The sequence below is a fragment of the Secundilactobacillus paracollinoides DSM 15502 = JCM 11969 genome, from assembly GCF_001311135.1.
Classification (GTDB): Bacteria; Bacillota; Bacilli; order Lactobacillales; family Lactobacillaceae; genus Secundilactobacillus; species Secundilactobacillus paracollinoides.
The window spans coordinates 26,723-53,310 of the sequence record NZ_BBAG01000017.1; the positions used below are offsets into that span (position 1 = coordinate 26,723).

General features: G+C 47.9%; 20 protein-coding genes, 7 pseudogenes and 1 riboswitch. Of the genes and pseudogenes, 2 read left to right on the forward strand and 25 right to left on the reverse strand.

Annotated elements, in window-relative coordinates; all coding sequences use genetic code 11:
- Positions 1-11: 11 nt before the first annotated feature.
- From JCM11969_RS07415 to JCM11969_RS07430, 4 genes and pseudogenes are all read right to left on the reverse strand, one after another.
- A complete protein-coding gene (locus tag JCM11969_RS07415) occupies positions 12-230 on the reverse strand; it encodes a YozE family protein (RefSeq protein WP_054709977.1) in 219 nt (72 codons plus the stop codon).
- A gap of 30 nt (positions 231-260) precedes the next feature.
- Complete coding sequence (locus JCM11969_RS07420; protein WP_054709980.1) at positions 261-803, reverse strand: YpmS family protein; 543 nt, start codon at positions 801-803, stop codon at positions 261-263.
- Between the two features lie 80 nt (positions 804-883).
- Positions 884-1,792 (reverse strand): GDSL-type esterase/lipase family protein, encoded by a 909-nt coding sequence (locus JCM11969_RS07425; protein ID WP_054709985.1) that lies wholly within the window; start codon positions 1,790-1,792, stop codon positions 884-886.
- Between the two features lie 185 nt (positions 1,793-1,977).
- Positions 1,978-2,816 (reverse strand): annotated as a pseudogene (locus tag JCM11969_RS07430) (DegV family protein).
- 150 nt (positions 2,817-2,966) lie between these two features.
- On the opposite strand from JCM11969_RS07430, the pseudogene trhA reads away from it, so the two are divergent.
- A pseudogene (gene trhA, locus JCM11969_RS07435) lies at positions 2,967-3,631 on the forward strand (PAQR family membrane homeostasis protein TrhA); the annotation flags it as partial.
- 282 nt (positions 3,632-3,913) lie between these two features.
- On the opposite strand, the gene JCM11969_RS07440 reads toward trhA, so the two are convergent.
- The 4 genes and pseudogenes from JCM11969_RS07440 to JCM11969_RS07455 form a co-directional block, all read right to left on the reverse strand.
- Complete coding sequence (locus JCM11969_RS07440) at positions 3,914-4,402, reverse strand: dihydrofolate reductase (protein WP_054709988.1); 489 nt, start codon at positions 4,400-4,402, stop codon at positions 3,914-3,916.
- Positions 4,403-4,412: 10 nt separating this feature from the next.
- On the reverse strand, positions 4,413-5,366 hold the full coding sequence (locus JCM11969_RS07445; protein ID WP_054709991.1) for a thymidylate synthase: 954 nt from the start codon (positions 5,364-5,366) through the stop codon (positions 4,413-4,415).
- Between the two features lie 38 nt (positions 5,367-5,404).
- Positions 5,405-7,302 (reverse strand): annotated as a pseudogene (locus tag JCM11969_RS07450) (ABC-F family ATP-binding cassette domain-containing protein).
- Positions 7,303-7,325: 23 nt separating this feature from the next.
- Positions 7,326-8,534 (reverse strand): CCA tRNA nucleotidyltransferase, encoded by a 1,209-nt coding sequence (locus JCM11969_RS07455; protein ID WP_054709994.1) that lies wholly within the window; start codon positions 8,532-8,534, stop codon positions 7,326-7,328.
- Between the two features lie 187 nt (positions 8,535-8,721).
- Here JCM11969_RS07455 and JCM11969_RS07460 point away from each other — a divergent pair, with 187 nt between their 5' ends.
- Entirely contained in the window at positions 8,722-9,609 is an 888-nt protein-coding gene (locus JCM11969_RS07460) for a YitT family protein (RefSeq protein ID WP_054709996.1), read from the forward strand.
- Positions 9,610-9,714: 105 nt separating this feature from the next.
- On the opposite strand, the pseudogene JCM11969_RS07465 reads toward JCM11969_RS07460, so the two are convergent.
- The 17 genes and pseudogenes from JCM11969_RS07465 to pyk all read right to left on the reverse strand — a co-directional run.
- Positions 9,715-10,984 (reverse strand): annotated as a pseudogene (locus tag JCM11969_RS07465) (tetratricopeptide repeat protein).
- Between the two features lie 563 nt (positions 10,985-11,547).
- On the reverse strand, positions 11,548-11,823 hold the full coding sequence (gene hbs / locus JCM11969_RS07470) for a non-specific DNA-binding protein Hbs (protein ID WP_054702092.1): 276 nt from the start codon (positions 11,821-11,823) through the stop codon (positions 11,548-11,550).
- Between the two features lie 280 nt (positions 11,824-12,103).
- Positions 12,104-13,414: a ribosome biogenesis GTPase Der gene (gene der, locus JCM11969_RS07475; protein ID WP_054709999.1), complete on the reverse strand. Its 1,311-nt coding sequence runs from the start codon at positions 13,412-13,414 to the stop codon at positions 12,104-12,106.
- A 105-nt stretch (positions 13,415-13,519) separates the two neighbouring features.
- Positions 13,520-14,782, reverse strand: coding sequence for a 30S ribosomal protein S1 (gene rpsA / locus JCM11969_RS07480; protein WP_054710002.1), 1,263 nt, complete (start codon positions 14,780-14,782; stop codon positions 13,520-13,522).
- A 78-nt stretch (positions 14,783-14,860) separates the two neighbouring features.
- Positions 14,861-15,546 (reverse strand): annotated as a pseudogene (gene cmk / locus JCM11969_RS07485) ((d)CMP kinase).
- Between the two features lie 26 nt (positions 15,547-15,572).
- Positions 15,573-16,229 carry a LysM peptidoglycan-binding domain-containing protein gene (locus tag JCM11969_RS07490; protein ID WP_054710006.1) on the reverse strand — a complete coding sequence of 219 codons (657 nt, stop codon included), beginning with the start codon at positions 16,227-16,229 and terminating at the stop codon, positions 15,573-15,575.
- A gap of 58 nt (positions 16,230-16,287) precedes the next feature.
- Entirely contained in the window at positions 16,288-17,730 is a 1,443-nt protein-coding gene (locus tag JCM11969_RS07495) for a RecQ family ATP-dependent DNA helicase (RefSeq protein ID WP_054710009.1), read from the reverse strand.
- Positions 17,727-18,749 (reverse strand): helix-turn-helix domain-containing protein, encoded by a 1,023-nt coding sequence (locus tag JCM11969_RS07500; protein WP_054710012.1) that lies wholly within the window; start codon positions 18,747-18,749, stop codon positions 17,727-17,729. Before JCM11969_RS07500 ends, JCM11969_RS07495 begins: the two co-directional genes overlap by 4 nt.
- A gap of 490 nt (positions 18,750-19,239) precedes the next feature.
- The gene (locus JCM11969_RS07505) at positions 19,240-19,833 is read right to left on the reverse strand and encodes an ECF transporter S component (protein ID WP_054710014.1); all 594 of its coding nucleotides are present in this window, start codon (positions 19,831-19,833) and stop codon (positions 19,240-19,242) included.
- A 119-nt stretch (positions 19,834-19,952) separates the two neighbouring features.
- Positions 19,953-20,075: riboswitch (FMN riboswitch) on the reverse strand.
- A 58-nt stretch (positions 20,076-20,133) separates the two neighbouring features.
- A pseudogene (locus JCM11969_RS07510) lies at positions 20,134-20,867 on the reverse strand (pseudouridine synthase).
- Positions 20,860-21,453: an SMC-Scp complex subunit ScpB gene (scpB, locus tag JCM11969_RS07515; RefSeq protein ID WP_054710017.1), complete on the reverse strand. Its 594-nt coding sequence runs from the start codon at positions 21,451-21,453 to the stop codon at positions 20,860-20,862. The pseudogene JCM11969_RS07510 and the gene scpB overlap by 8 nt, the downstream one beginning before the upstream one ends.
- Positions 21,450-21,923, reverse strand: coding sequence for a segregation and condensation protein A (locus JCM11969_RS19790; RefSeq protein ID WP_054710021.1), 474 nt, complete (start codon positions 21,921-21,923; stop codon positions 21,450-21,452). The genes scpB and JCM11969_RS19790 overlap by 4 nt, the downstream gene beginning before the upstream one ends.
- Positions 21,893-22,201, reverse strand: a complete 309-nt coding sequence (locus JCM11969_RS19795) for a segregation and condensation protein A (protein WP_054710024.1) — start codon at positions 22,199-22,201, stop codon at positions 21,893-21,895. Before JCM11969_RS19795 ends, JCM11969_RS19790 begins: the two co-directional genes overlap by 31 nt.
- On the reverse strand, positions 22,194-22,550 hold the full coding sequence (locus JCM11969_RS07530; protein WP_054710027.1) for a hypothetical protein: 357 nt from the start codon (positions 22,548-22,550) through the stop codon (positions 22,194-22,196). Before JCM11969_RS07530 ends, JCM11969_RS19795 begins: the two co-directional genes overlap by 8 nt.
- Positions 22,551-22,574: 24 nt before the next feature.
- Positions 22,575-23,459 (reverse strand): site-specific tyrosine recombinase XerD, encoded by an 885-nt coding sequence (gene xerD / locus JCM11969_RS07535; RefSeq protein ID WP_054710034.1) that lies wholly within the window; start codon positions 23,457-23,459, stop codon positions 22,575-22,577.
- A gap of 16 nt (positions 23,460-23,475) precedes the next feature.
- Positions 23,476-24,389: pseudogene (locus tag JCM11969_RS07540) on the reverse strand (CvfB family protein).
- Between the two features lie 776 nt (positions 24,390-25,165).
- Positions 25,166-26,588, reverse strand: a 1,423-nt coding sequence (gene pyk, locus JCM11969_RS07545) for a pyruvate kinase (protein ID WP_054710036.1), incomplete at its 5' end; no start/stop codon positions are given.

Here is a 26,588-nt window from a genome sequence, read left to right on the forward strand (position 1 = left end):
CTCTCTCCTCACTATTCCGCTGCCTGGTACATCGTCCAAGCCTCATCAAAAATGGTCATGGACGGTAAGTAAGGCGCGTTTTCTTCAAGATATTTTGAAATGCTGTCAAAGTGCGTATCCTGTTTTGGAAACGCCTGGTCTAAGAACGCATTGTTCGCAAACTCAGCCACGGATCCGTGGTCTTCTGGGTTGCGCAGTGTCATGAGATATTGGTAAAAACTTCTTCGCATCAGATCACCCCTTTGTTCTGTTGATGCTGGTTACTTTTTAGGAATTAAGACTTTAAATTCAAACTTGCCGGCACCGCTCATGTCGATCTTCGTTGCCCGGTACTGCACACCCTTTGTTCGAAAGGCATTCAAGTTCAGCGTAATTGTTTTTTGTTTGGTATCTAAAACGACCCATTTTGGCAAGTTATAGGATTTCTTAATGTAACTCATCACTGCCTTAACCGGCACGCTGAGCTGGCCAACCGCAAGTTTCTTTGCTTTCAGCTGAACGTTACCGTTCTTCAGCAACTTCGGCGTCAATGATAACCCAAAGTGCACCGTGATGCCTAATACCTTGGTCTGGCCGGTAACCACTGCATCGTTTTTTACGTGAAACTTATAGTTCATTTGTGAGTCATTCTTATCCTGGAATCGGTCCAGATAATAGTCTGACATCGCGTTTAATTGCTTCTTGTTAAGGCTCACATTGAAACTAGCGGCACTTTTAGCCGTAGTTGCAGTTGGCTGTTTAACGGATGATGCCCCCGTGAACTGGGTCAAAAGGAAGATAAATCCAATAACGATAATGAGCACCAGCCTAAAAAGCCCCACTTCCACGGATTTCTTGGTTGTTTTTGTTTTGTTTGTGCTGAACGTTGCACCGTATCACCCCACTATTTTGATTGCCACGATTCGTACTTGCCCATCACGCCAGCCAAGGTCTTTGCCATGTACCGATAACCCCGATGATTGGGGTGAAAATGATCTTCGTCAGATAGGTAGTCATTCTTTTCTTTGCTGGTCTGGTTCTGTAACAGACTCTCGACTGACGAGGCCGACACGTATTTACTGTTCGACTTCGTCACTTCTTGTTTTAACTTGGCCTTTGATGCAGCTGATTGGTACTGGCCATAAGTCAGTTGTTTACTGATGCTGACAAAGTGAACATTATCACTTTGTTGTGCCACTGATTTGTTTACAACGTTCCACTGCGCCACCGCATTGGTGATCATCGTGGCATTTGTGAAGTAAACATAGACCGGATTGTATATACCAAACATATAAATGGTTGCATTTGGATTCACGGCACGAATGTCTTTGATCAGGCGTTGAACTTTCTTTCGGTAGGTTTTCTTCACTGGTGTCAGCTTGCTATCTAACTGCTTATTGCTAGATACAAAGATGCTTTTTTCAAGACTCTGCAGTAAGTCATTACCACCCACCGTCAACGTGATCACGTTCGCCTTTTTCAGCGAAGCCCGTTCTTTTTGATTCGTCCGAACGCGTTTATCGATCTGGTCAGACCGTAGCCCGCCAATGCCATAATTGCTTGAACTTAGTTTCACATAGTATGCCTTCTGCAAATCGTTTTTCAAATCCGGTAAATACCCTTTATGGTCGTTGGCGTACCCGATTCCCTGAGTGAGGGAGTCCCCAATTGCGACCAGCTTGACCTGTTTAGTCGCTGGTGTTTTATCCTGCTCAGTTGTGGTCGTCTTGTGCTGCTGAAACAGCCAATAACCGCCAACACCAAGAATGATGATCACGACCACAGCCACAACCCATTTTACTAATCGACGCATTAAAACCAACACTCCTTATTTTTTCACACTTACGGCGCGCATTCGCCGTATTATCTGAAGTCATTTGGCGTTAATGGTACCGAGATTCGCTGAGAATGCCAAGTTGACAAATCCCAATATAAGAAAAAATCAAGAATTCACTTCTGAATTCTCGACTTTATCACACTTTTGTCCATTTGGCTATCTTAATCATAGGAGTAGATCAACGCAAACGCGCCCGGTCCACCATGGGTAGCAATGATTGGCACCGTTTCACGGACCAGAATGTCCACGTTCGGAAACAGTGGTTGGAGCTTGTCCGTCAGACGTTTAACTTCCCCCATCGCGTTTACGTGGGAGATACCGATCGCATTGATCTTCAACCCCTTCATCTGTTCAACGACCTGGTCGAAGTAGCGGTCGATCGGTTTGGCGCCGCGGCCCTTTGTCCGAATGTCCAAATTACCGTCACCGACCTGCAGGACGATCTTAATGTTAAGGAGTGACGAAATTGCGCCAGTGACCCGGCTGATTCGGCCACCCTTCACCAGATTGCTTAAGGTCATGACACCCATAAACAACTTGGTGTGGTTGCGCACCTTGTCGATCACGGCCAGAACGTCTTCTTTGCTGCCGCCCTGCTGTGCCAGCTTCGCCGCTGCGATGACCTGAAGCGCAAGCGCCCGGTCGGTGGTGCCACTGTCAATAACGGTCACGTCAGTCTTACTGATGGTTGCTGCCTGTTCAGCTGTGTGCACTGTGCCGCTGATACCTTCCAGCATGTCCAAACAGACCACAGAACTGCCGTCTGCGCCCAGTTCGTCAAAGACCTTAATAAAGTCCCCCAGCGGTGTTGACTGGTCTTAGGGAACGTTTTTGAGCTTTCCATCTTATTAATAAATTCTTCGTTCGTAATCGTATGTCGTTCGACATAAACGACATCATCGATCATGACCGTCAATGGCACGATCGTAATGTGGTATTTTTCGACTTCTTCGTCCGTCAGTCCCGCCGAAGAGTCCGTTACTATCTTTACACTTGCCATAATTGGTTATAACCACGCTTTCTTCCCAAAAGGTTGTCATTTCATGCTACAATGTCACGAGTAGCACGAAAACTATTCGCTAATAGTATAGCAGATTTAGCGGGTGTTTTCATAATTTTATTACGGGTGTTTGGTGACCCACCAGCATTTATGGGAGGTCTTTTCTTGCTTCAATCAAACCAGAAACAAAAACGATCAGCGGCGCCGCAGTTTTCACGACGCTATCAAATCATTAATGAAGTTTTAAACTCGGTCACGCACGGCATCGGCGTCGGCCTCAGTATTGCCGGTCTGGTGCTCCTGATCATCAGAGCAGTTCACCTTGGCGGCGCAATGCGCATTACAGCGTATACCGTCTACGGTGCAATTCTGGTGCTGTTTTACCTTGCCTCGACCATGTTCCACAGCCTCTACTTCACTAAGGCGAGCCACGTGTTCCAAATTTTCGACCACTGTGCCATTTATTTACTCATTGCGGGCACTTATACCCCTTACTGCCTAGTCGTCATTAGAGGCACGCTAGGATGGGTTATATTCGGTGTCACTTGGGTCACTGCGGTTCTGGGTATCATCTACAAGAGTCTTTGGCTAGGAAAATTTCAAAAACTGTCCACGATCCTATACGTGGTCATGGGCTGGTTCTGTGTCCTGGGCTTCAAACCACTCTATAACGGCCTGGGGCACGGCTTTCTCTTGTTAGTATTAGGCGGCGTAGCTTCACGGCGGGCGCAGTCCTTTACAGTTTCAAAAATATAAAATTCGGCCACGTTATTTGGCATTTGTTTGTGTTGCTTGGGACGATTTTGATGTTTTTTCGGTGTATTTGTATGCGTAGAGAGTGGAGGAAGGCGTTTAAGGGGCAGAATGTAACGGACTCTGGCAGAAAATCCCGATCCTGGATTTTTTGTCAGAGTCCGTTACATGGCCGCCCCTTGCCTTCCGGAACTCGTTTCGGCACGGTGGCCTAGAAAGCCAACTACTAAAAGCTCTTAAATCAATCTTAAAACGAATCTTCAACGATTAAAATCAGCAAAAAATCCTCAAAATTCAGGCTCAAAAAAGGCCGCGCAATCACCCAGACTGCGCGGCCTTTTATTTTACCGTCGTTTAAACGCTTCAAAATAATGCACATAAGGACTTTTCTCATCCACAACCCCAGCTTCGCTAGAAACCAACTCAAACTGTGAATAGTCAATGTCCGGCATGTAGGTATCGACCTTAAACTCATGGTCGATCCGCGTCCGCAATAACTCGTCGACGTAAGGCAAGAGACTTGCAAACACCTTGGCACCGCCACTAATATAGATAGTTTCATCTGGGTGGTGGTCCTCATAAGTCAGCAGGTCGTCGACACTATGCAACACGAGAACGCCCTCCGGATAGGTCTTGTGACGATTGGTCGTCAACACGATATTTTTCCGGTGCGGCAGCGGCTTGCCATAGGACGCAAAAGTGCGGCTGCCAGACACCAGTGTGTTGCCGGTAGTTGTGCGTTTAAAGAAGCGCATATCAGAAGACAAGTGCCAGGGTAAGTTGCCCTTATACCCGATGCCATGGTTGTTGTCTTCGGCCCAAATAAAAATCATTTGCAACCTCCTAAACGGCAACCGGCGCCTTTATGGCTGGCGCTGGATGGTAGTCGGTCACGTGAATGTCCTTCATGTCGTAATCAAAGATCGACGACTTGTCTGGGTTCAACTCAAGTTGTGGTTGAATGTCAGATGGTTTGCGCCTGAGCTGTTCTTTGACTTGATCAATGTGGTTTAAGTAAATATGAGCGTCGCCAAGCGTGTGGACAAAATCGCCAGGTGCCAGACCAACTTCTTTAGCAATCAAGTTTGTCAGTAAGGCGTAACTTGCGATATTAAACGGCACACCAAGAAAAATGTCCGCACTTCGTTGGTAAAGTTGGCAGCTGAGTTTGCCATCAGCCACGTAAAATTGAAACATCGTGTGACACGGTGGTAGCGCCATACTTGGCACATCTTCAGGATTCCACGCGGAAACGATCATGCGCCGTGAATCCGGGTGCGTCCGCAACGTCTCGATCACATCACTAATTTGGTCGATCGTATCGTCCTGCCGTGTCTTCCACGCCCGCCACTGTGAGCCGTAGACGTCGCCAAGGTTGCCATACTGTTCAGCAAAGGCATCGTCGTTGACGATTCGGTCACAAAACGCCGTCATTTGTTCCTTATACTGCGCATTAAAATCAGCATCTACCAGTGAACGGCGCCCAAAGTCAGTCATGTCTGGTCCGGTATAGTCATTTGATTCAATAAAGTTCTTAAAGGCCCACTCGTCCCAGATGTGGTTCTTGTGTTTCAGCAAATACTGAATGTTGGTGTCCCCATGTAAAAACCAGAGGAGTTCACTTTTAATCAAACCAAACGGCACTTTCTTGGTCGTCAGCAACGGAAACCCCTTGCTGAGGTCAAACCGCATTTGGTAACCAAAGGTACTGATAGTTCCCGTTCCCGTTCGGTCAGATTTCCGGTTGCCGTTCTCTAAAACAAATCGTTGTAAGTCTAAATAAGCGTCTTCTAACATTACTGCCAGCTTCCTCTCTACTCCAATATCAATTCTAGCTACTCCGCGTACTGACTCAAATAGTCCCAGCGGGCCATTTTATCGTCCAACGCTTGATCCGTTTCCTCAAAGTCAGATTGTAATGACGCTAATTTATCATAGTTGTCACCATTTTGCGTCATTTGAGACTCCAAATCAGCCTTTTTTGTCTCAAGGGCGTCAATTTCATCTTCAATTGTTGCCCATTCTTGTTGTTCCTTGTAAGTCAGCTTGGTTTTTTCTTTTTTAACAGGTGCTGCTGGCGCGTCAACATCTGACTTGACTGCCTTAGCCTTTTTACTCGTGGTCGACTCAGTCTTAGCTGCTGTTTGCTGGGCCAAATAGTCCGTAAACAGCCCACTATACGATTCGATTTTGGCATTCCCGTCAAAGAATAGCAGCTTATCCGTCACTTTATCCAAGAAATACCGGTCATGGGAAACGGTGATCACCGTGCCATTGAAGTGCTTAACATAGTCTTCCAGCACCGTTAACGTCCCAATATCCAAATCGTTCGTCGGTTCGTCCAAGAATAAAACGTTCGGCTGTTCCATCAAGAGTTTCAGCAGATAGAGTCGCCGTTTTTCACCACCAGAGAGTTTCCGAATCAGTGTGCCGTGCATGAATCGCGGAAAAAGGAACTGCTCCAATAGTTCGGAGACGGAAATTTTATTGCCGGATTTATCGGTTACATTTTGACCAACTTCACTCAAATAGTTGATGATCCGCTTGTCGTCTGGAATTGGCTCAGTCTGTTGGGTATAGTAAGCCATTTTGACCGTTTCGCCAATGATGAGCGTACCGGAATCTAACGGTAGCCGATCCGCCATGACATTTAGGAGCGACGACTTACCAGCCCCGTTTTCACCGGAAATTCCAATGCGGTCACCTGCTTGAACCAGCAGACTAAAATCATTCAGAATGTGGTGATCGCCCAAGGTCAAGTTGGCATGCTGAAGTTCAATCACCTGCTTGCCAAGCCGAGTCTGCCCAAGGTCAATGGAGACATCGTGTTCAACCGGTGTGGTGCCAAGGTTGGCTTCAAGGTCGTTAAATCGGTTGATCCGTGCCTGTTGCTTTGTGGAACGCGCATGAGCGCCAGCTTTCATCCAAGCGAGTTCCTGCTTGTATAACTGCTGCTGTTTATGGTCTTGTGACGCCTCTAATTCGACTCGCTCTGCCTTTTGACCAACGAAATCCTGGTAATTACCGTCGTAGCTGAAAAGTCGGCCAAACGACAACTCCCAGATATGGTTGGCAACCTGATCCAGAAAGTACCGGTCATGAGTAACGACGAGTAAGGCGCCCTTGTAATTGGCTAAGTAATTCTGTAACCAATCAATGGAATCGAAATCCAAATGGTTGGTCGGTTCATCCAGCAGTAAGAGATCCGGTGACTGGATCAGCACCTGGGCCAACCCGACCCGTTTTTGCTGGCCACCGGACATGGTGCCAATTTTTTGTGTCAGATCCGTAATGTGCAGTTGCGTCAAAATCGTTTTGACATCACTTTCAGCTGTCCAGGCATCAGCTTCGTTCATTTGTGCTTCAGCTGCCATGTACTTTTTTTGCAGATCCTCATTTTCCGGATCATTACTGTAGGCTGCGAGGGTGTCTTCGTAGTACCGGATCACCTGAAACACCTTCTGTGAGCCGGAGAAGACAGCATCCATCACCGTTTGGTCAGGATTTAACTCAGGCGTTTGGGTCAGGTAGGCAATACTGTAATCATTTGGCGTAATGATGTCGCATGGTACTGCGCCAAACCGGCCAGGGTGTTGAGCAGCGATGTTTTACCACTCCCGTTCGTCCCAATCAGACCAATTCGGTCGTGTTCATTAATAATAAAACTAATTTGATCAAACAACGTTTTTTCGCCGTAAGTTCGCGTTAAGTTTTCAGCTCGTAATGTCTGCATGATGTCACGCTTTCTAAATATAGTTATGAATTTGCTAATTGGAGTGCCGCGCCTGTGAGTTTTTCGGCGTCATTCGGCAGTTCACCTGTAGCGACGCGGTACTCTAACGTGTTCAATAATTTACCAAGGATGGGACCCGGCTTAATACCGGCTGCCATCAGGGATTGCCCAGAGACAGCCAGTTCCTTTTTGGACTTAATGGCAAGTCCGCGATACCTGGCGACCAGATCAGTAGCGTCAACGTCGGTCGCACCCATGAGCGTCGCAATCTGGGTTGCGATGGGAATGAGCGCTTCACCTGTTTGGTAGAGCACCCAGTCATCCAGCTTTTCGGCTTGAATCGCCAGTACCATGTCCGTTGCGATCCGGACATCATCGATCAAATGGTTGGCGCTCTTCCAGTGTTTGAGAAACTGGTCGATCTGACGCCCCTGCAACCCAAGCTGCGTGCAGATCAGCGTCCAAACGGCCGTTTCATTGCCAACTGAACCCGTCAAGCGCGTGGTGAGCGCTTGTAAAGCCGGTAATTGCGTTTTAAAATCTGGACAATACTGGTAAAGGCCAGTATCTAAAAATAATTGGAACCCCTTTGCAGGCCAGTTACCCTGCAGCATCTTCACGAATTCAACGTGAATCCGTTCCACCGCAATTTTCTCTAAGAGTGGCCCATGGTGGGTAATGCCTTGAATCGTGGCCGGATCGACATCAAAATCAAGCTGGCTCGCGAATCGGACAGCCCGCATCATACGCAGCGCATCTTCATTAAACCGTTCATCTGCGTTGCCCACGGCACGAATGCGTTTGGTCTTTAAATCATCGAGACCATTAAAGTAGTCCACAATGGTTCCGTTGCTCCGGAGTGCTAAGGCGTTGATCGTGAAATCACGCCGTTTGAGATCCTCCTGCAACGACCGCACAAAGGTCACTGAATCCGGACGGCGATAATCCTGATAGCCGGATTCTGTTCGAAACGTCGTTGTTTCATAGCCCGTTCCGTGATCCAGGATCATCACCGTCCCGTGTTCGATGCCAGTGTCGACCGTGCGCTTAAAAAGCTGTTTGACCTCCTGCGGGTACGCACTTGTCGCAATATCCACATCATGAATCGGCAGCCCCAGCAAAGTGTCGCGTACCGACCCGCCCACAAAATAGGCTTCGTAGCCCGCCGCATCAATGGTATCGATAATCGGCTGGGCTGTGATAAATTCTTCTGGTAATGTCTCAATTCTCATGTCTGATCTACCCTTTCAAAGTCTTCACTATAGTACCATATTTTGCCGGTCGGCCTAAACCTGGAATTGTGATTTTCCAATAACCCAACTCTGAAATTTTGGTGATACAGCTGGCATGGCGCGACTCTAGTCGTTGAGTATGCTATGATGGAAAAGGACTTTCACCATTATTAAGGGGGCGTGCATTATGGTCAATAAACCAGAAGAACGCATTCGACCGCTGGATTTATTAATGATCGCGATTGGATGCGCCGGGTACGCGTTTGCCTTGGTTTACATCAACATTGCCAACCACTTGGCGGATGGCGGAATCAGCGGGATCACGTTGATTTTGCGGGCGTTGTTTAAGATCAACCCCGCCTACTCAACCATCGTCATCAACATTCCACTTATTATCATTGGCTATCGGTTTCTTGGTCGGCGGGCCATTGTTTATACATTATACGGAACAGTAATGCTGTCGCTGTTCCTGTGGATCTGGCAACGGGTGCCATTCGTCCTGCCGCTGCACCACGATTTATTCTTGGCCGGAATGGCAGCCGGTCTGACAGGCGGTGCTGGCAGCGGCTTACTCTACCGTTACGGCGGCACCACCGGCGGCACTGACATTGTCGCACGAATCCTTGAACGGTTCCGTGGCATTCCAATGGGTCAAACCCTGCTGTGGTTAGACGTCATCGTTTTGTGTGCGTCGCTCATTTACATTGACATTCGCCACATGGCGTACACGATTCTGTGTTCCTACGTCTTTTCAAGAATCGTTAATTTCATCCTAAGTGGGACCTATTCGGCCAAAGGCGTGCTAATTGTCAGCAACGCAACTCAGGAAATTACTGATGAAGTCATGACCTCGCTTGGTCGCGGTGTCAGTATCCTGCATGGTGAAGGCGGTTATTCACATAAGGACCGTCCCGTGCTCTACATCGTAGTGAGTCCAGGCGAACTGCATGACCTGCAAATGATCGTTAGCGATTTGGATCAAAACGCGTTTATGACGATTTTTGATGTCAGTGAGGCCATTGGTGAAGGGTTCACCTATCAGCGGCCCAAGCGAACCTGGTTTAAACACTCCTAGTGGGTGTTTTTTATTTTAAGTTTTAATAGGTTAAAGTAACTATTTATTCTATTTTTCTATTTAAAAAAAGAACTGCGCCAGTTACACGTAGTTCCTTCTTGTGATTTAGTAGGTATCATCCTGTAATTCTTCCAGCATCAAGGCCATTTCAGAATCATCGGGCACCACCTTCAGATAAGCCTGCAACAGCTTAACTGTTTCCTCACGCTGGCCGGCTTCCCTGAAGAAGTAGACGGCCGGCTTCAAAAAGTCCGCCTGATCCATGAAGTACGGCTCGGCCGCTTGGTAGAACTTCAGTGCCTGATCGTAATTTTCCAATTGGGCGTATGACGTCGCCAGATTCCAGTAGATCTGCGGGTCAAGGTTATCTTCTTGCACGTAGTTTGTTAAGAAGTCAACCGTATCCTGGTAGCGCTCCTGCTTTACGTATAAGTTCGATAATTTAATCACAATATCCAGATCTTCCGCGTCTAGCGCGTTACCTTTTTTCAGATACTGTTCAGTCAGCTGCTCATCGCTCACACGAGCCGCAATATCGGCCGCGTTAAGACCATAGTTTTTCATTATACTGGTCAACACCCAGCCCTTCTTGTAACGTCGTTAGCGCCTCATCTAATCGATTTTCGTCAACCAGCGCTTGCCCCAGCGGAATATACAAACTGGTGTATTGTGGGTCACTGTCTTTCAATTCACTCAGCAGTTGAATGGCCATCTTATCATCCTTCAGCTGCAAGTATGTGAATCCGGTTTCAAACTTAACATCTGGTGTCATGTCTCCCGAATGAACTTGTTTTAAATACCCGATTGCTTGTTCAAACCGTCCGGCATTGGCGTAAGCTACCCCGATCCGTTCAACCAAATTGACTGAGCTGAACTCTGGGACCCCCTGCTTGATCAAATCAAGATAGAGCGGGATCGCCTTAGTAAATTCACGCATCGTAAAGTACAGCTCTGCCAACGCAAAAATAATCGCCGGTTCCTCAGGTGCTAACGCTTGCGCCTGCAAGAGTTTTTGCTCACTGACTTCAAATAATTCTTGTGTCTGATACAAGTCAGCTGCGACCATCAGCGACCGCACATAGGCCTCGGAGTCTTCGCTGACCTGGTTAAGGTAATCCAATGCTTCATCGTTTTTGTCCTCATCGATCGCAATATCGGCTAAATTGACCCGAATATCGTCTTCTTCTGGGTACCGTTCCAATAATTTTTCATAGATCCGCCGAGATTGATTCAAAAATCCGAGCGTATAAAGTTCTTCTGCTAAATTATAAAGTGTGTCATCGTCATCGTGGCGTAACGCGCTGGCATAAGCCTTCTTAAATTTATCTAACTGACCACGATCCAGTTGATCTAACGCTTCTTCTGAGTAGCTCATGGGCCGCCTCCATTATTGAATTCCATAACTACTAACATAGCATAAGATGGGCAGGTTGGGCAAATTTTGAACGCTTTGGGTGGTGGGTTTTTGTTGTTTTTTTTTTTAAGTTAAAGTAACTTTTTATTATTTTCCTTGTTTTGTTGAGCCATTATTAATTTATTGGGCATAGGGCTTTTTCAACGAAGCTACGCATATGGTACTTTTTTCAGTTATTTCAGCGTCTACCTAGCACCATATTCGGGAATGCTATCTTTAAATAAAGAAGACCTGACGTACATTCTGCTCCCCCTTGTGCTCCACCTTAGGGGCGCCCTTCTTCCGCACCATGTCGTTGATTCTTACACCAAAAAAAGCCCCGTTTTACATTCCGCTCCCCTCTCCTCAAGCCTAATCAGGCTACGCGGGGCAAGGAGGCTGCGCGTAAGGATCCATGACACAAAGCCAAAGACCAGGCTTTATGTCATGGATGCCTTACGCTCCGCTCCTTAACCGCCCCGTTCCGCACCATACAAAAAGGCCAACCCAATTTCTCAGGTTGGCCCACTGTTTAATAAAATGAATTATTTAACAGCATCCTTCAAAGCTTTACCAGGCTTGAATGCTGGTACTTTGCTTGCAGGAATTTGGATTTCATCGCCCGTTTGTGGGTTGCGACCCTTACGAGCTGCCCGTTCGCGAACTTCGAAGTTACCAAAGCCGATTAATTGTACCTTCTCGCCCTTAGCCAAAGTTGCTTGAACTGAATCAAATACTGCATCAACTGCAGCAGTTGCGTCCTTCTTAGTTAAACCGGTTGCTGCTGCAACATCGTTAACAAGTTGTGCTTTGTTTGCCATGAATGATTCACCTCCTCGGATGAATTATGATGAGTACAAATTTATCTCATCTAGTTGATCTCAGAATTTGAAATCAGCTATTGAAATAATAACGGCTCTCCGTATCATTTCTGTTTCTAAGATAGCACAGAAAGCCTTTCACAGCAAGGTTTTTTAACGTTTTTTAGTGAATTTCATCGACTTTTATTTAGTTTTGTAATATTTGAATAAAATTTAGCTAAAAAATGGCGAAAAACGCGACATAACGGCGTCTTTCGTCATTTTCACTTGACAACAGATTCTACTTCCTGTGTCGTTCAATTAAATGAATTGGTGTCCCACTAAAGTCAAAATGTTCGCGAATTTGGTTTTCCAGATAACGTTCATACGAAAAATGCATGAGTTCTGGATCATTCACAAAAATCACAAAGGTCGGTGGTGCCACCGCAACCTGCGTTGCATAGAAGATCCGCAACCGTTTTCCGTTATCGGTTGGCGTTGGATTCATTGCAACGGCATCCATCAACACGTCATTGAGTGTTGAAGACTGGACCCGCTTGTTGTGGTTCACGGAGACCTTCTTGATCAGTTCTGGCAGCTCATGCAACCGCTGATGCGTCTTAGCGGAAACAAACAGCATTGGCGCGTACGCTAGATACTGGAATTCTTCACGCACATGGATCTCAAAGTCATGCAGACTCTGGTTGTTCTTCTTGATGGCATCCCACTTGTTGACCAGAATAATGATGCCGCGGCCAGCTTCGTGCGCATAACCGGCAACCTTTTTATCCTGTTCGCGAATGCCTTCTTCAGCATTAAGCACAAACAACACAACATCAGAATTATCGATAGCCTTCATCGCACGCATGACACTGTAACGCTCAGTATTTTCGTACACCTTACCGCGTTTTCGAATACCAGCCGTGTCAACCATGGTAAATTCATCACCATTGTCGGTCACAAACTTTGTGTCAATGGCATCCCGAGTCGTCCCAGCAATATCTGAAACGATTACCCGGTCTTCCCCCAGCAAGGCATTGACCAAGGAGGACTTCCCAACGTTTGGTCGGCCAATCAGACTGAACCGAGTACTGGTATCCTCAACATCGCCTGTTTCGTCAGGAAAGGCTTTCACAACGGCATCAAGCAGGTCGCCAAGTCCCAATCCGTGAGCTCCAGAAATGGGGTACGGATCACCGAACCCGAGTGAATAAAAGTCGTAAATATCTTGTCGCTGTTCTGGATTATCAGCTTTATTGACCGCTAGAATGACGGGTTTATTGGCCCGATACAAAATCTGAGCAACCTTTTCGTCAGAGTCAGTCACGCCTTCACGTGCACTGACCACAAAGACGATCACATCTGCTTCATCAATGGCCACTTCGGCTTGTTCAGTGATCTGTTTTAAAAATGGTTCGTCACCGACATCGATCCCACCAGTGTCGATCATACTGAACGTGTTGCTGAGCCACTCGCCGTGTGCGTAGATCCGGTCCCGGGTGACCCCAGGCGTGTCTTCAACAATGGAGATCCGGTCACCAGCAATTCGGTTGAAGATCGTGGACTTCCCCACGTTTGGCCGGCCAACGATGGCAACAGTTGGCATACTCATTGTAATCCCTTCTTTCAAACATAAAATCGTTTCCAAAAACAAAACAGGTTAGGGCGAATCACCTTCGTCCCAACCTGTTATGTTGTCCCTTAGAATAAACTAGGACTAGTCGTTATCTGAATCTTGTGCTTTCTTTAATTGGTCACCGATCAGGTCACCTAAAGTAAAGCCAGCGTCATCATCGTCAGTTGAAACAACATTTTGACGATTGTTGTTACTGTTGTTGTTGTTGTTTTGACGACGAGGAGCTGATTGCTTCTTTTCTAGCTCGCTAGATGCTGGCTTTTCCTTCAAAGCTTTGATGGATAAGGCCAAACGATGTGCTTCTGGATGTACTTCCAGAACCTTGACTTGAACCTTTTCGCCAGTTGATAACACATCATTAGGGGTAGCAATGTGTTCATGGGCGATTTGTGAAATGTGAACTAACCCTTCAACACCAGGGAAGACTTCCACAAAGGCACCAAAGCTGGTCATACGCTTAACGGTTCCTTCAAGCACTGCGCCTTCAGGAGCTTTTTCTTCGATACCGTCCCAAGGTTCTGGTAGGGTTTGCTTGATTGAAAGTGAGATCCGGTCACGGTCTGGGTCGACTGAAAGGACCTTAACCTTAACTTCTTGGCCAGTCTTCAAGACATCTGAAGGCTTGTCAACACGTTCGTAAGCAATTTCAGAAACGTGAACCAACCCATCAACGCCGCCTAAGTCAACAAAGGCACCGAAGTTAGTCAAACGGGCAACAGTCCCGGTAACAGTGTCACCAGCCTGGATGTTAGCCAATACTTCTTCACGCTTAGCAGCCTTTTCTTCTTCAACGATTGCACGGTGAGAAAGAATCAGACGGTTTTCGATTGGTTCGATTTCGATAATCTTAAAGGTCAATGTTTGACCCTTAAACTGGTTAAGATCTTCAACGAAGTGATCACTGATCATTGAAGCTGGAACGAAGCCACGAACACCAGCGTCAACAACTAAGCCACCCTTAACCACTTGGGTAACAGGGGCGTCAATTGTTTCACCAGCTTCGAACTTCTTTTGGATGTCATCCCATACTTTACGGGCTTCCAAACGACGAACTGAAAGTAAGTAGCTGCCGCCTTCCTTATCGTTACCGATGCGGGAAATGACAACTAAGTCTAACTTATCCCCAACTTTAACGACGTCATTAATATCAGCAACTGGTTTTGTTGAGAGTTCCTTTTGTGGAACGACCCCTTCAATACCGGTACCTTCGATACCAACGATTGCTTGCTTATCATCATCAATGGCTAAGATTTCACCCTTGACCACATCACCGACGTTAACGGTTTCGATGCTGTTTAAAGCATTTAATAAATCGTTGTTCTCATTTGCATTGTTTTCACTCATACGAACTTTTCCTCCTTGCGACAACTCTAATGTCAATTTTAACCGAAAATGGTCAATAATACCAGTAGGTTGACGCGATTAATTCGATTTCTCTGTATTTTGGTCAATTATAGCACTGATCTTATCAACAACATCATCAATTGACAATGACGTTGTATCAAGTTTAACGGCATCCGCAGCCTGTGTCAGCGGCGAGATTGCCCGCGTGGAATCTTTGTGGTCCCGCACTTCAATTTCGTGGCGTAACACATCGATCGGGGTACGGATCCCCTTTTCTGCATTATCCTTAAACCGGCGTTGGGCGCGTTCTTCAACACTGGCAACTAAAAAGATCTTCACCTGGGCATCCGGTAAGACCGTCGTCCCAATGTCGCGTCCATCCATGACAATGCCGCCCGCATCCGCAATTTCACGTTGCCGATTCGTCAGGTCTGCCCGAACGGTACCCTGAGCTGCGTCGTGGAAACGTTGTTGGTCACGTCCTCCTGACGAATGGCGGCGGTCACGTCATTGCCGTCAAGGAAGACTAATTGTTCGGGATCTCCCGGCTTAAACGTAATGGCCGTGTGCTTCAGCATCTCAGCCAATGCCTCCGGGTCATCCAGTGCGACCCCCTGTTGCATTGCCTTTAACGTCACGGTGCGGTACATGGCCCCAGTATCACAATAAATGTATTGAAACCGGTTGGCGATTTTTTTAGCAACCGTACTCTTACCAGCGGAGGCCGGCCCGTCGATCGCAACTTGTATCCCTTTACTACCCATTATCTATTCTCACCTACATAAAAAATTTATTTAACACGCAATTTTTGGCCTGGCGTCAAAGTGGAATTTGCCGACAGACCATTTAGTTCCTCTAACTTTTGAACGGAGATTCCGTTATTGACAGCTACCCGATACATCCCCTGACCAGAGCCAACAGTGGCGTATGACTTGCCGCTGGTGCTCTTTGTTGAAGAAGCCGTACTGGAACTGGTCGTGGCGCTAGCCGTGCTTGAGGACGCCGCATAGCTGGTCGTGGATGACGAGGCTGCTTGCTCGGTACTACCCGTATCAGCAGCCGTGGTGGAATACGTCTTCTTCGAACTGGCTTTCGCCTTAGAAGAAGCCTTTTTCGAAGCGGTCTTAGTCTTGTCACTAGACGCCTTCTTAGAAGAAGCGTGACTCGACTTGGTTGATTTTTGGCTTGTCAGACTCGTTTCAGTATCTGAAGAAGCCGGTTTGTTCATCGCACTCTGTCGTGCTAAACCGTAGATCAATGATCCCACGGCGATGATGATAATAATGGCAACGAGAATGATCGTGATCAAACGGTTGTTATTGTTTTGACGGTGTCGCTTAGTTCGCGAGAGGTTCCCTGAATCATCCCGGTCATCCGCAAAGGATTGATCCCAAGGCTTAGATTCAGATTTATTTTCGGTTGAATGTTCATCGTTATTTTGACCCATTAAATTCCCTCCTCAGAAAGGTTCTTACAAATTGTACCATACCCCTAAATCATTTTGGTTATTTTTTCCGTAAAAATAGCTGATTCAAAACAGTCTGCCAGTCGGGTAATCCCGACCTTACCGGTGATTGTTCTGTTGTCTCCAGACCAAGGTCAGCAATCGTCGTTGGGGTGTCGCTCACGCAACAGGCTTCTGGCTGCGTCATGTGAGCCTGCCCAAAGTAACCGGTAATGAACCGTCGTTTACAATTATCCGTCCGCACATACCGCACCATTTGCTGCAGCGCACCGTTGCGTTGCGCCAGGCGCTTGGTAAACAGCTCCCGAACCTGTGCTTCCGTCATCCCGTGTTGCTTATAGAACCACACAAGGTTCGCTTTCGGATCCGTATCATATTCCGGTAATTTTGCCTGTTGAAAATAGAAGTGGATCTCATCATCAGATGGAATCCCCACCTGACTCAAAAAGTCTGCGATCTGCTCATCACCTGGCTGATACAGTAACACAGCGATGGCCTGCTGACCATCCCGGCCAGCGCGACCGACTTCCTGCCAGTAATTTTCAATATCCACCGGTAAATGGTAGTGGATCACGAACCGAACATCGTTTTTGTCGATGCCCATCCCAAAGGCACTCGTTGCACAAACCACCTGGATCTGATTGGCCATGAACTGCTGCTGGATCTTAAAGCGGCTCTCATCCGCCAGGTCAGCGTGGTACGCCGCCGCCCGACAAGCCGTTTGGTCATTGATCAGCGTTGCCATCTCATTGGCTAGTTTCTTGCTGGAAAAATAAACGACACCAGGCTTCGCTAACTGACTCACCAGCGCAACCAAGCGTTGCTGTTTTTCAGAAGTGTCAGCAACGGTTTCCACCTGCAAATAGATGTTCGGCCGGTCAATGGGTTGCGTGATCTCACTCGCTGCCGGCAACCGCATCCGTCGTTTAATATCTTCACGCACTCGCGGTGTGGCCGTCGCCGTCAGCATCAGCGTTAAGGGTGCGCCCAACTGTTCACGGGTCCGCCCCAGTAACAGGTATTCCGGTCGAAAATCGGGTCCCCACGTCGAAATGCAGTGCGCCTCATCAACCACAAACAAACCGATTTTCAGCTGACTCAAGCGCGCCATGACCTTCTCTTGCGTCAGCATTTCCGGTGACACAAACAGGTACCGATAATTGTCTAAATGTGCCAGGGTCCACACCTTTTCACTATAGGGCATCATTGATGTCAGCGCCGTCACCCGTTTTTCGCCGTGGTAGTTCATCGTGGCAACCTGATCTTGCATCAGTGCAATGAGCGGCGACACCACGACGACTAGCTGCTGTGTCACCCGACCGTAAAGCTCGTAGATCAGGGATTTTCCCGCGCCGGTCGGCATGATCGATAACACGTGCTGGCCAGCTGCGAGCGCCGTTAACGTTTCTAACTGCCCCGGCCGAAAACTATCGAAGCCGTATTGCTCATTTAATTGCTGGTAAAACGTGGCTTCAGTGATCATGTCTGTTTACTCCTTAAAATGGCGTACAGCCGAAACTGCCAAAATTCTATCGCATCGTCGCGGACGGTTTCGTACTGCCAGTCATCGATTGGACCATTCAGCCGGGTGCGAAAAACGTCCTGTATCTCAGTCGGTAACAGCTGGTCGTAAGGAATCGCTGTCACCGGTAAAAAGATTGCCGCTTCAAGCAAGTGTTCGCGCACCGTACTGGGTTTTAACCGCCGCCGTTGACTGATCTGGTCAAACGACTGACCCTGCTGAAACGCGTTCAGCGTTGCCAGCGCACTGTCGCTGACTGGTGACTGCTGCAGCCCCGCCAGTAACGGCCGTAAAACGTGGTTAGGCGCTTGCATCAATTGTTTTGCGAATTGACAAATCGCGTCTGTCTCCATGAGTTGCGCCTCCGCCACGGTCATTGTTCCCGCTTCAGTCAATTGTCGCAAAGTATACCTGGGAGTGTCATGGCCCATCAGCAATTGGCCAAATAAATCGGCAACGGTGGTCGGTTGGGTTTGTAAAAATAACGTCAGCGCTTCTGGCAGCGTTGTGGTAACGTCGGCCTTATGCGCACTAAACCACTGCTTCACAACCCGCTGATTTCGGTAGTCTGCGCGCAATGGATAATACTGTCGGTTATGGTAACTATACTCAGAAACCACCTGCACCGCGAGTAAAAGGCGTTGCCAAAACTGAGGGATATCAACACTCAGCCGAATATCGAGTGCCTGAGGCTGATAGTGTACCGATTGGTCAGCCGTCTGCTGGGCGATTCCAGCCGGTGTTAATGCTGCCTGGAGGTCGTTGACCGTGATCAACCCCTGATCAGCCGTATCCGCCACCGCTGTTTCCATCTCTTCACGCGTCAGATGTTTTTGGTAGCCAAGCCAATTCAACAGGTCGTATCGCATGCCCCAGTATAGCGTTGAAACCGAGCGTTTGCCGATCAGCAGATTTTCAATGACCCTGATACGGCGGGGGCTAGTTGGGGATAGGTACTGGATGAGTTGGGTTGCGTTCATGGGTGACTCCTTTCTGGATGTATTTTTTGGTTTATAGGTAACTACGTGAATTGTTGTGTTTTTATTTATGTAATTTTTAGGTGAGATTAGTTGTTAATTGTTCTGTAACGGCTTCATCGTTATATAGATTAGCTGTGTTGTTTGTTTGAAGAGGTGTTTTACCTCTATAATTTTTCGGTTTGTGGGTCTCTTTCCTCTAGCCGAAACGCGTTTCGGAAAACTGAGGGCTCCTGCCTAAGCAACGCTGGCAAAAATGCCAAAACCAGGCATTTCTGTTGTCTTTCTTGGCGACTGTGCCGAAACGCGTTTCGGAAAACAACGACCGGCCACCTAAGCACCAAGGACAAAAAAGTCAGACCCGGACTTTTCTGTCCTTGGTGCTTAGGTTCTGGTCGTTCCCGTTTTCCTTCACGCTCTATATTTTCTCACCCCACAAAAAAACTGTCTAGCCCTCTAGACAGTTTTCAAGATATCTTTAATGAACGCGCCCTTATTCAGAGATCAACGTCGAATGCTGGCTCAAGAAATGCTTCATCCGGTCGACCACTATTGCGAAGACCAGGCCGACGATCACACCCTTGATCAGATTAAATGGGACAACCCCATACAATACCAGCTTTGCAAGTGGCATCGTGATCTTCATCCCCAGAACGGAGATGTAGAGCGGTGTCAAAATGAAGTAGTTCAACAAGCCCATCACGATGCTTAAACTGATCGTACTTGCGACAATGCTTAAGATCAACCGGGTCCAGAGTTTCTTACCCTGAGTGTGCTTTAAGGCAGCCGCAATCGGTAACAGTAAACTCATTGATGAGATGAATGAGGCCACGATCCCAATCAAGTTAGCCACGTCCACCCCGGTCAGTAACCAGTACAGCAGACTCTTAATTGCGGCAATCAAAATCCCACCAGCCGGGCCAAACATGATCATCCCAAGTAAGATTGGAATATCAGAAAAGTCGACTTTCAGGTACGACACGAATGGCAGTATCGGGAATGAAATAAACATCAGTAAAAATGAAATTCCCGCAAATAATGACATAATAACGACCTGGCGAATACTAAACGTTGCACTGTGTTCCATCACAAATTCCTCCTGGATGGTCACCTTCACAATTCAAGGACCCGCAGCAACAAATAAAAAAACGAACCACACTTCTCAGGGAGAAGAACGATTCGGTTTCACATTTAAATTCATGCGAGCCCAATCTTCTATATACCAGACTTTAACTGTCGGTTTCGGAATTTCACCGAATCAACTACCATAACGGTAGGTCGCGGACTTTAACCACCGGTCGGGAATTACACCCTGCCCTGAAGATGAACCAAGTTTATTTAATTCTTAAGCTCAGTATAAGTGCTGATTGTCACAAATGCAAGGATTTTATCGTTTCTGGCGCTTGGCAATCAGTTTCTTGAGTTCCTTAACCTCTTCCGGCGTCAAATGCCGGTAGTCGCCGGGCTGCAATCCCTGCAGGTCCAAAAAGGCGTACGTTTCACGCTTCAGTTTCATCACGGAGTGGCCAACTGCCTGAAACATTTTCTTAACCTGGTGGTTTTGGCCTTCGTGAATCGTCAGCGCAACGATGGCCGTCTTTTTCTTGTCGTCACTGGACATGAGCTTGGACTTGGCGGGGGCGGTCATCCGACCGTCGATCTTAACACCCTTGCGGAGCTGTTTAAGTTCATCGTTGGTTGGAATGCCCTGCACCTTAGCGACGTATTTCTTATCCACTTCATACTTCGGGTGGGTCAGCTCATTTGCGAGTGTCCCATCGTTTGTCAGCAGCAAGAGCCCCGTCGTATCATAATCAAGCCGGCCAACTGGATAGACCCGTTCGGAGATCTTACTGTCCAGCAGATCGATCACCGTTTTACGCTTCTTATCATCGTGCACGGTCGAGACCACCTGACGTGGCTTATACAGCAGCAGGTACACCGGCATTTCAATTTCAACGGGTTCGCCATCCACTTCGATGTGGTCGTGCTTGGCAACCTTCGTCCAAGTTCCTTGACCACTTCACCATTGACCTTCACTCGGCCACTGGTGATCAGCGTCTCAGAGCCTCGCCGCGACGCCACGCCGGCGTGCGCTAATACCTTTTGTAATCTATCCATTGGTTTCATTATCCTCCACGTTAAACTGATCGTTGAATTGTTTCATAAACAGATTGTCTTCAGCCGGCTTATCGTCTTGCGCCTCTGGTAACGGCGGCATGTCCGATAACTGTTTTAAACCAAAGTAGTCCAAGAAATACTGCGTTGTGCCGTATAACTTAGGCCGCCCAGGACCCTTTTTGCGACCATTTTCAGTGACGAGCTGCCGTAATAATAACTTATTTAATGTGCCAGAACTCTGCACCCCGCGCACTTCATCGATCTCGATTCTGGTGATCGGCTGCTGGTACGCGATAATGGCCAGCACTTCCAGTGATGCCTGCGTAAGGCCCGTTGAGTTCGGGGCTTCAAAATAGGTGCTCACGATCGGTGCCAGCTCACCCTTGGTGCCAAACCGCACCGTGTCGTTATTTTCAAGGATGACCAGTGCGCTATCGGGATCGTCTGTGTATTTTTGGTTGAGTTTACCCAGCAGCTGATTCACCGCTGGAACCATTAACCCAGTCAGACCGGCCAATTCCTTAACAGTTAAACCTTCGTCGCCGCTGACGAACAGCAGTCCTTCAATTTCTTCTAATTTTGTCATTTTGCATCACCCAGCTTTGCTTTTTTAACGGTAATTGGGAGCACCCGACTGGGCTGGTCGAGGGTCACCTCATGTTGTTTCGTCATTTCTAATAGGGCCAAAAAAGTGGTCACCACTTCATCCCGATTCGGTTTCGGGTCAAAGAATTGTTTAAACGAGATTGCCACCTTCGTCTTCTGCAGACGAAACCGGATCTTTGACATCTGCGCTTTGACCGTGTACCGCTCGCCGTCGATCATTCTCAGTGGCATGGCCGGCTCGCGCTGTTTATCCATCAGATCAATCAGGGCTTGCTGCACCTGGTCAAACGTGATGCCGGGTTTTAATTTACCCAGTCGAACATTGGCCGGCACATCGGCTTCGGGACGCGTGTAAAACCGCTGTTGGTCGTGCTGGCGTTGTTTAAACCATTTTGTGGCTTCTTTATATCGCTGATAAGTCACCAACTGTTCGACCAGGGCGGCCTGCATCTCTTCCAAAGAGGCTCATCGTCTTCAGCATCGTCCTCTGCCTGTTGTGGCAGTAATAACTTCGCCTTCATTTTCATCAGGGTTGCGGCCATCACAAAATAGTCGCCCGCCACGTCAAGCTGATGGTCTTCCATCTGGCGCAGGGCCGTCATGTACTGGTCGGTGATCTCGACGATCGGAATATCGTAAATGTCAATTGACGCCGATTTGATCAGGTGCAGCAACAGATCCAACGGGCCCTCAAAATTTTGAATGTGAATGACCGGTTGATTATCCATGTGTCTGCTCCCATTCTGCGATGTACTTGGTGGTGTTCAAGGTGCCCATGATTCTGGAATCCGGATACATATCTGATAATTCATCGAGGATCCCGTTGATCTGGCCCGTGTTTCTGTTTGAAGGCGTCAATGCGATCAATCTCACGATCACAAAGTCGTCCCGTTCTTCAATGCCTAAAATGCCAGAGAAATCCTGATTTGCATCGCGCCACAGTAACAGTTGACGGTGCTCGCCTTCTTGATACCACTGCAGTTCAGCCTGCAACCGATCAATTTGTTTGAGTGTGGGCACAAAGGACAGGAGTCCCATGGCGACTTTTTCATAATCACTGCGGTATTTGAGTAACATGCTGTTTCCTCCTGTCTTGTTTGCCTAGGCGCGTGGATGCGCCTTCTTATACACTTCAGTCAACCGTTTCCTGGTAATGTGCGTGTAGATTTGAGTCGTCGAAATATCCGAGTGTCCCAGCAGTTCCTGAACGATCCGCAGATCAGCGCCGTTTTCAAGGATATGCGTCGCAAATGAATGCCGCAGGGTATGCGGTGTCACATGTTTGCGGATACCCGCCAGACTGACGTACTGCTGAATCTTTTGCCAAATGCTCTGGCGGCTCAACCCGTTGCCGTGCGCATTTAAAAAAACGTAGGGCGACTGGCGTTGTTTCAGCAATACCGGTCGACTCTTTTCCAAATAGGTGTCCAACCACTGAATCGCCACGTCGCCGATGGGAATGATCCGTTCCTTATTGCCCTTACCCAATGTTTGAATCAACCCCATGTCCAGATGGAGATCCGCTAATTTCAAATGCACCAGTTCGCTGACCCGCAGGCCAGTGGCGTACATCACTTCCAAAATTGCCCGGTCCCGAATGCCGTACTTATTACTGGTATCCGGTGCGGCCAATAAGGCATCGACCTCTTCGACTGTGAGCACTTGCGGTAAGTGCTGCCCCTGTTTTGGCGCTTTGATCTCCGCCATCGGGTCGGCCGGCAACTGGTCATTTTGCACGAGATATTGAAAGAAGCGTCGGAGCGTCGATACTGCCCGGGTCACGGTGCGTCGTGATTTCCCCGCTTCCCTTAAGGTATTCAGGTAATTGAGGATCGTCAGTTGCTCGACCTGGCTTAGCGTTAAGTGCTGGTCGTTCAGGTAAGCGGAAAACGACTTCAGATCCTGGTGATAACTGCTGATCGTGTTCGCAGTCAGCCCCCGTTCAATTTGAAGATAGTGCAGATAATCCGCAATAACGTCATCCATGTTGCATCAGTCCTTGTTAGTCGTTGTCAGTGGTGTCCTCAGTCTTTTCAAGCCACAGGTAGCCGTCATGTTGAATCGCTAACCGGGCCTTCATCAAATGACCGACAGCCGCTTAAATTGACCCTTGCTGATGCCAAAGTACGCCTTGATATCGTCTGGGTCGCTCTTATCCGTAAACGCAATTTTACCTTCCGGTGCATGTTGCAACGTTGCCAGGACCATCTTTGAATCATCATCGATCGCTTCGTATGCGCGCGGCCGCAATGATAGTTTTAAGGTCCCATCAGGATAGGTGCCGATCACTCGGGCATCCAACTGTTGGCCCAATCGCGGTTCTTGGTCCCGCTCAGGCGGGTTAATGAAGCCTAAATTATAGTCGTCGGTCATCACCATTGTCCCGGCTAACTTCAACCGGTACGCAGTGGCGTGCACATCCTTGTTATTCAGGCCTTTTTTAGCAGGTTGGGCAATGGCACGATACAGATTTTCGTCTGCCAGATCGCCCCACATGCGGCCCTTTTTGTCCGTCTTAATGGCCATAAACAGCCGGTCACCCTTTTGTGGCCACAGTGATGGCATTTCAGGGAGGTCATCGAGGGAAACAACGATGTCCTTATTGGGCAGGCCAATGTTCACAAACACGCCTAACCCGTGCTGGCCCTTTACCACTTCACCGAAACCGTAGTGGTCGACCTGAATCTTTGGCGCGTCCCGCGTGATCTGCAGCTTATGGTTTTCATTTTCGTAGGCGTAGCCCTTAAAGTGACTGCCGATCTTCAATGGTTTATTGATTTCGCGCTTATCCAGCCGAAACGCCCGCCCGTCGATCGACACAAAATACTGCTTATCATTTTCATCAGTGACCTCGCCGCCAATTATGCGTCCAAGCAAACTGCTTAATTCATTCTCCATGTTGGTATCTCCGTTCATTTCATAAGTACTTCCATTCTACACAAGTTTACCCCAAAAGGCGACGCATTTTCACTGGGTAACCGTTACCAATGAAGAAAAATCAGGTTTTAACTGAGTGATTGTGCTTTTTTAATAACTTATTGTAGCGCGCTCCGTTACGCCGGTCGGCCCTGCAGGCTGTAGTGGGTCGCTCTGGGGAGCTAGTGAATGTCTTGGCAGAAATTCAAGGATCTCCTCCGTCTCCCGTGTTTGTAGGCGATGAAAGAACCTTCGCCAACAAACACCGACACTACTGCCTGCAATGCCGACCGGCTCCACTACGCTGATATTGTGGAAATCGTCTACTCTGACTGCCATTTCATAGTGACACTACGAGATGTGTTAATCGTGCGTTGCACGAACCTAAAAGATGTAACAAGTTTAGCTATCAGTGGAATTGGTCGCAGTCAAGGGCGGATTCTCCGCAGACTTGGTTTAACTCTATTTTTGCTGCTAAGGTAATTGTAAAAAGCGGCCCAAAAGTCAGTGGAATGGAGCGATTTGGCACGGAGTTGTGGTGTCGATATCACTTGGTGGGCGCGGGTTTCGGCCACCTAGTGATATGCGAGACGCATGAGATCCACTCAAGAGCCGCGCAGCGGAAATTGAGTTAGCTCATTCGCGAGCCACCACAGCGGAGTGCCAAATCGCGCAATGCAACGGAATTCCCCAGCCACCCCTTATTCAGCTTCATAGCACAATAAAGGAGCAAGCCCACAATGGACTTGCTCCTTTATTGTTTAAGATTAAAGATCTTAAAGTGCGTTTGAGGCACCGTGGTAAACGACACCGCGACGTGAGTCAACAGTGATCAATTCGCCATCAGAGATCTTGTCAGTAGCTGATTCAGCACCAACGATAACTGGGATCCCCATTGAGATACCAACTACAGCTGCGTGTGAAGTCAAACCGCCGTTTTCAACGATGATTGCGCTGGCCTTTTCGATAGCTGGCAAGTAGTCCTTGTCAGTGTTCTTAGTAACCAAAACGCTGCCTTCAGTAGTCTTGCTGTTAGCTTCGTCAGCTGACGTTGCAACAACGGCCTTACCAATAACAGTGTCATCGCCGACACCTTGGCCGCGAACCAACTTTGAACCGATCAATTGAACCTTCATCAGGTTAGTTGTACCGCGTTCGCCAACGGGAACACCGGCAGTGATCAAGATCAAGTCGCCTTCCTTAGCTAAGCCAGTTTCAACGGCTTTAGCAGCAGCCAAGTCAAACATTTCATCAGTGTTAGCTGGCTTTTCAGCAACGATTGGGTAAACACCAAAGTTAACCATCAAACCGCGACGAGTCCGGTCATCAAAAGTGATGGCCAAGATGTCTGCGTCTGGACGGTACTTGCTGATCATCCGTGCAGTGTAACCTGATTCAGTTGCAGCAACGATGGTCTTAACGCCCAAGGTCTTAGCAACACGGGCAACTGAAGCACCAATGGATTCAGTAACGTCGCCGTTCTGGAAGTCCATGTTGTCAGTCCCGAAGTCCTTCAATGCGTTTTCAGCTTTGATGTCGATCCGGTTCATCGTAGCAACGGATTCTACTGGGTATTCACCGTTAGCTGATTCACCAGAAAGCATGGTTGCGTCAGTACCGTCAAAGACAGCGTTAGCAACGTCAGAAGCTTCGGCACGAGTAGGACGTGGGTTTTCTTGCATTGAGTCCAACATTTGAGTAGCAGTGATTACTGGCTTACCCAAGATGTTGCATTTGCGGATCAAGCTCTTTTGTACCAAAGGCACGTTTTCAGCTGGGATTTCAACACCCATGTCACCACGAGCGACCATCACCCCATCAGAAACCTTGATGATATCGTCAAAGTTGTCGATACCTTCTTGTGATTCGATCTTAGGGAAGATTTGGACGTGTTCCATGTGCTTTTCTTCCAAGAGTTCGCGAATATCCATAACATCTTGTGGCTTACGAACAAATGAAGCAGCGATGAAGTTGATTTCGTGATCCAACCCAAAACGAATGTCATCGGCATCCTTTTCAGTGATCCCAGGCAAGTTGATTGAAACGCCAGGTGCGTTAACACCCTTACGTGAACCAAGCACACCATCGTTTTGAACAGTCACAACTAATTCCTTAGCGGCGTCGTCCTTCTTGTCAACAACAGTGTCTAACAGACCATCATCGAATAAGACGTGGCCGCCTTCGTTAACATCGTCAAAA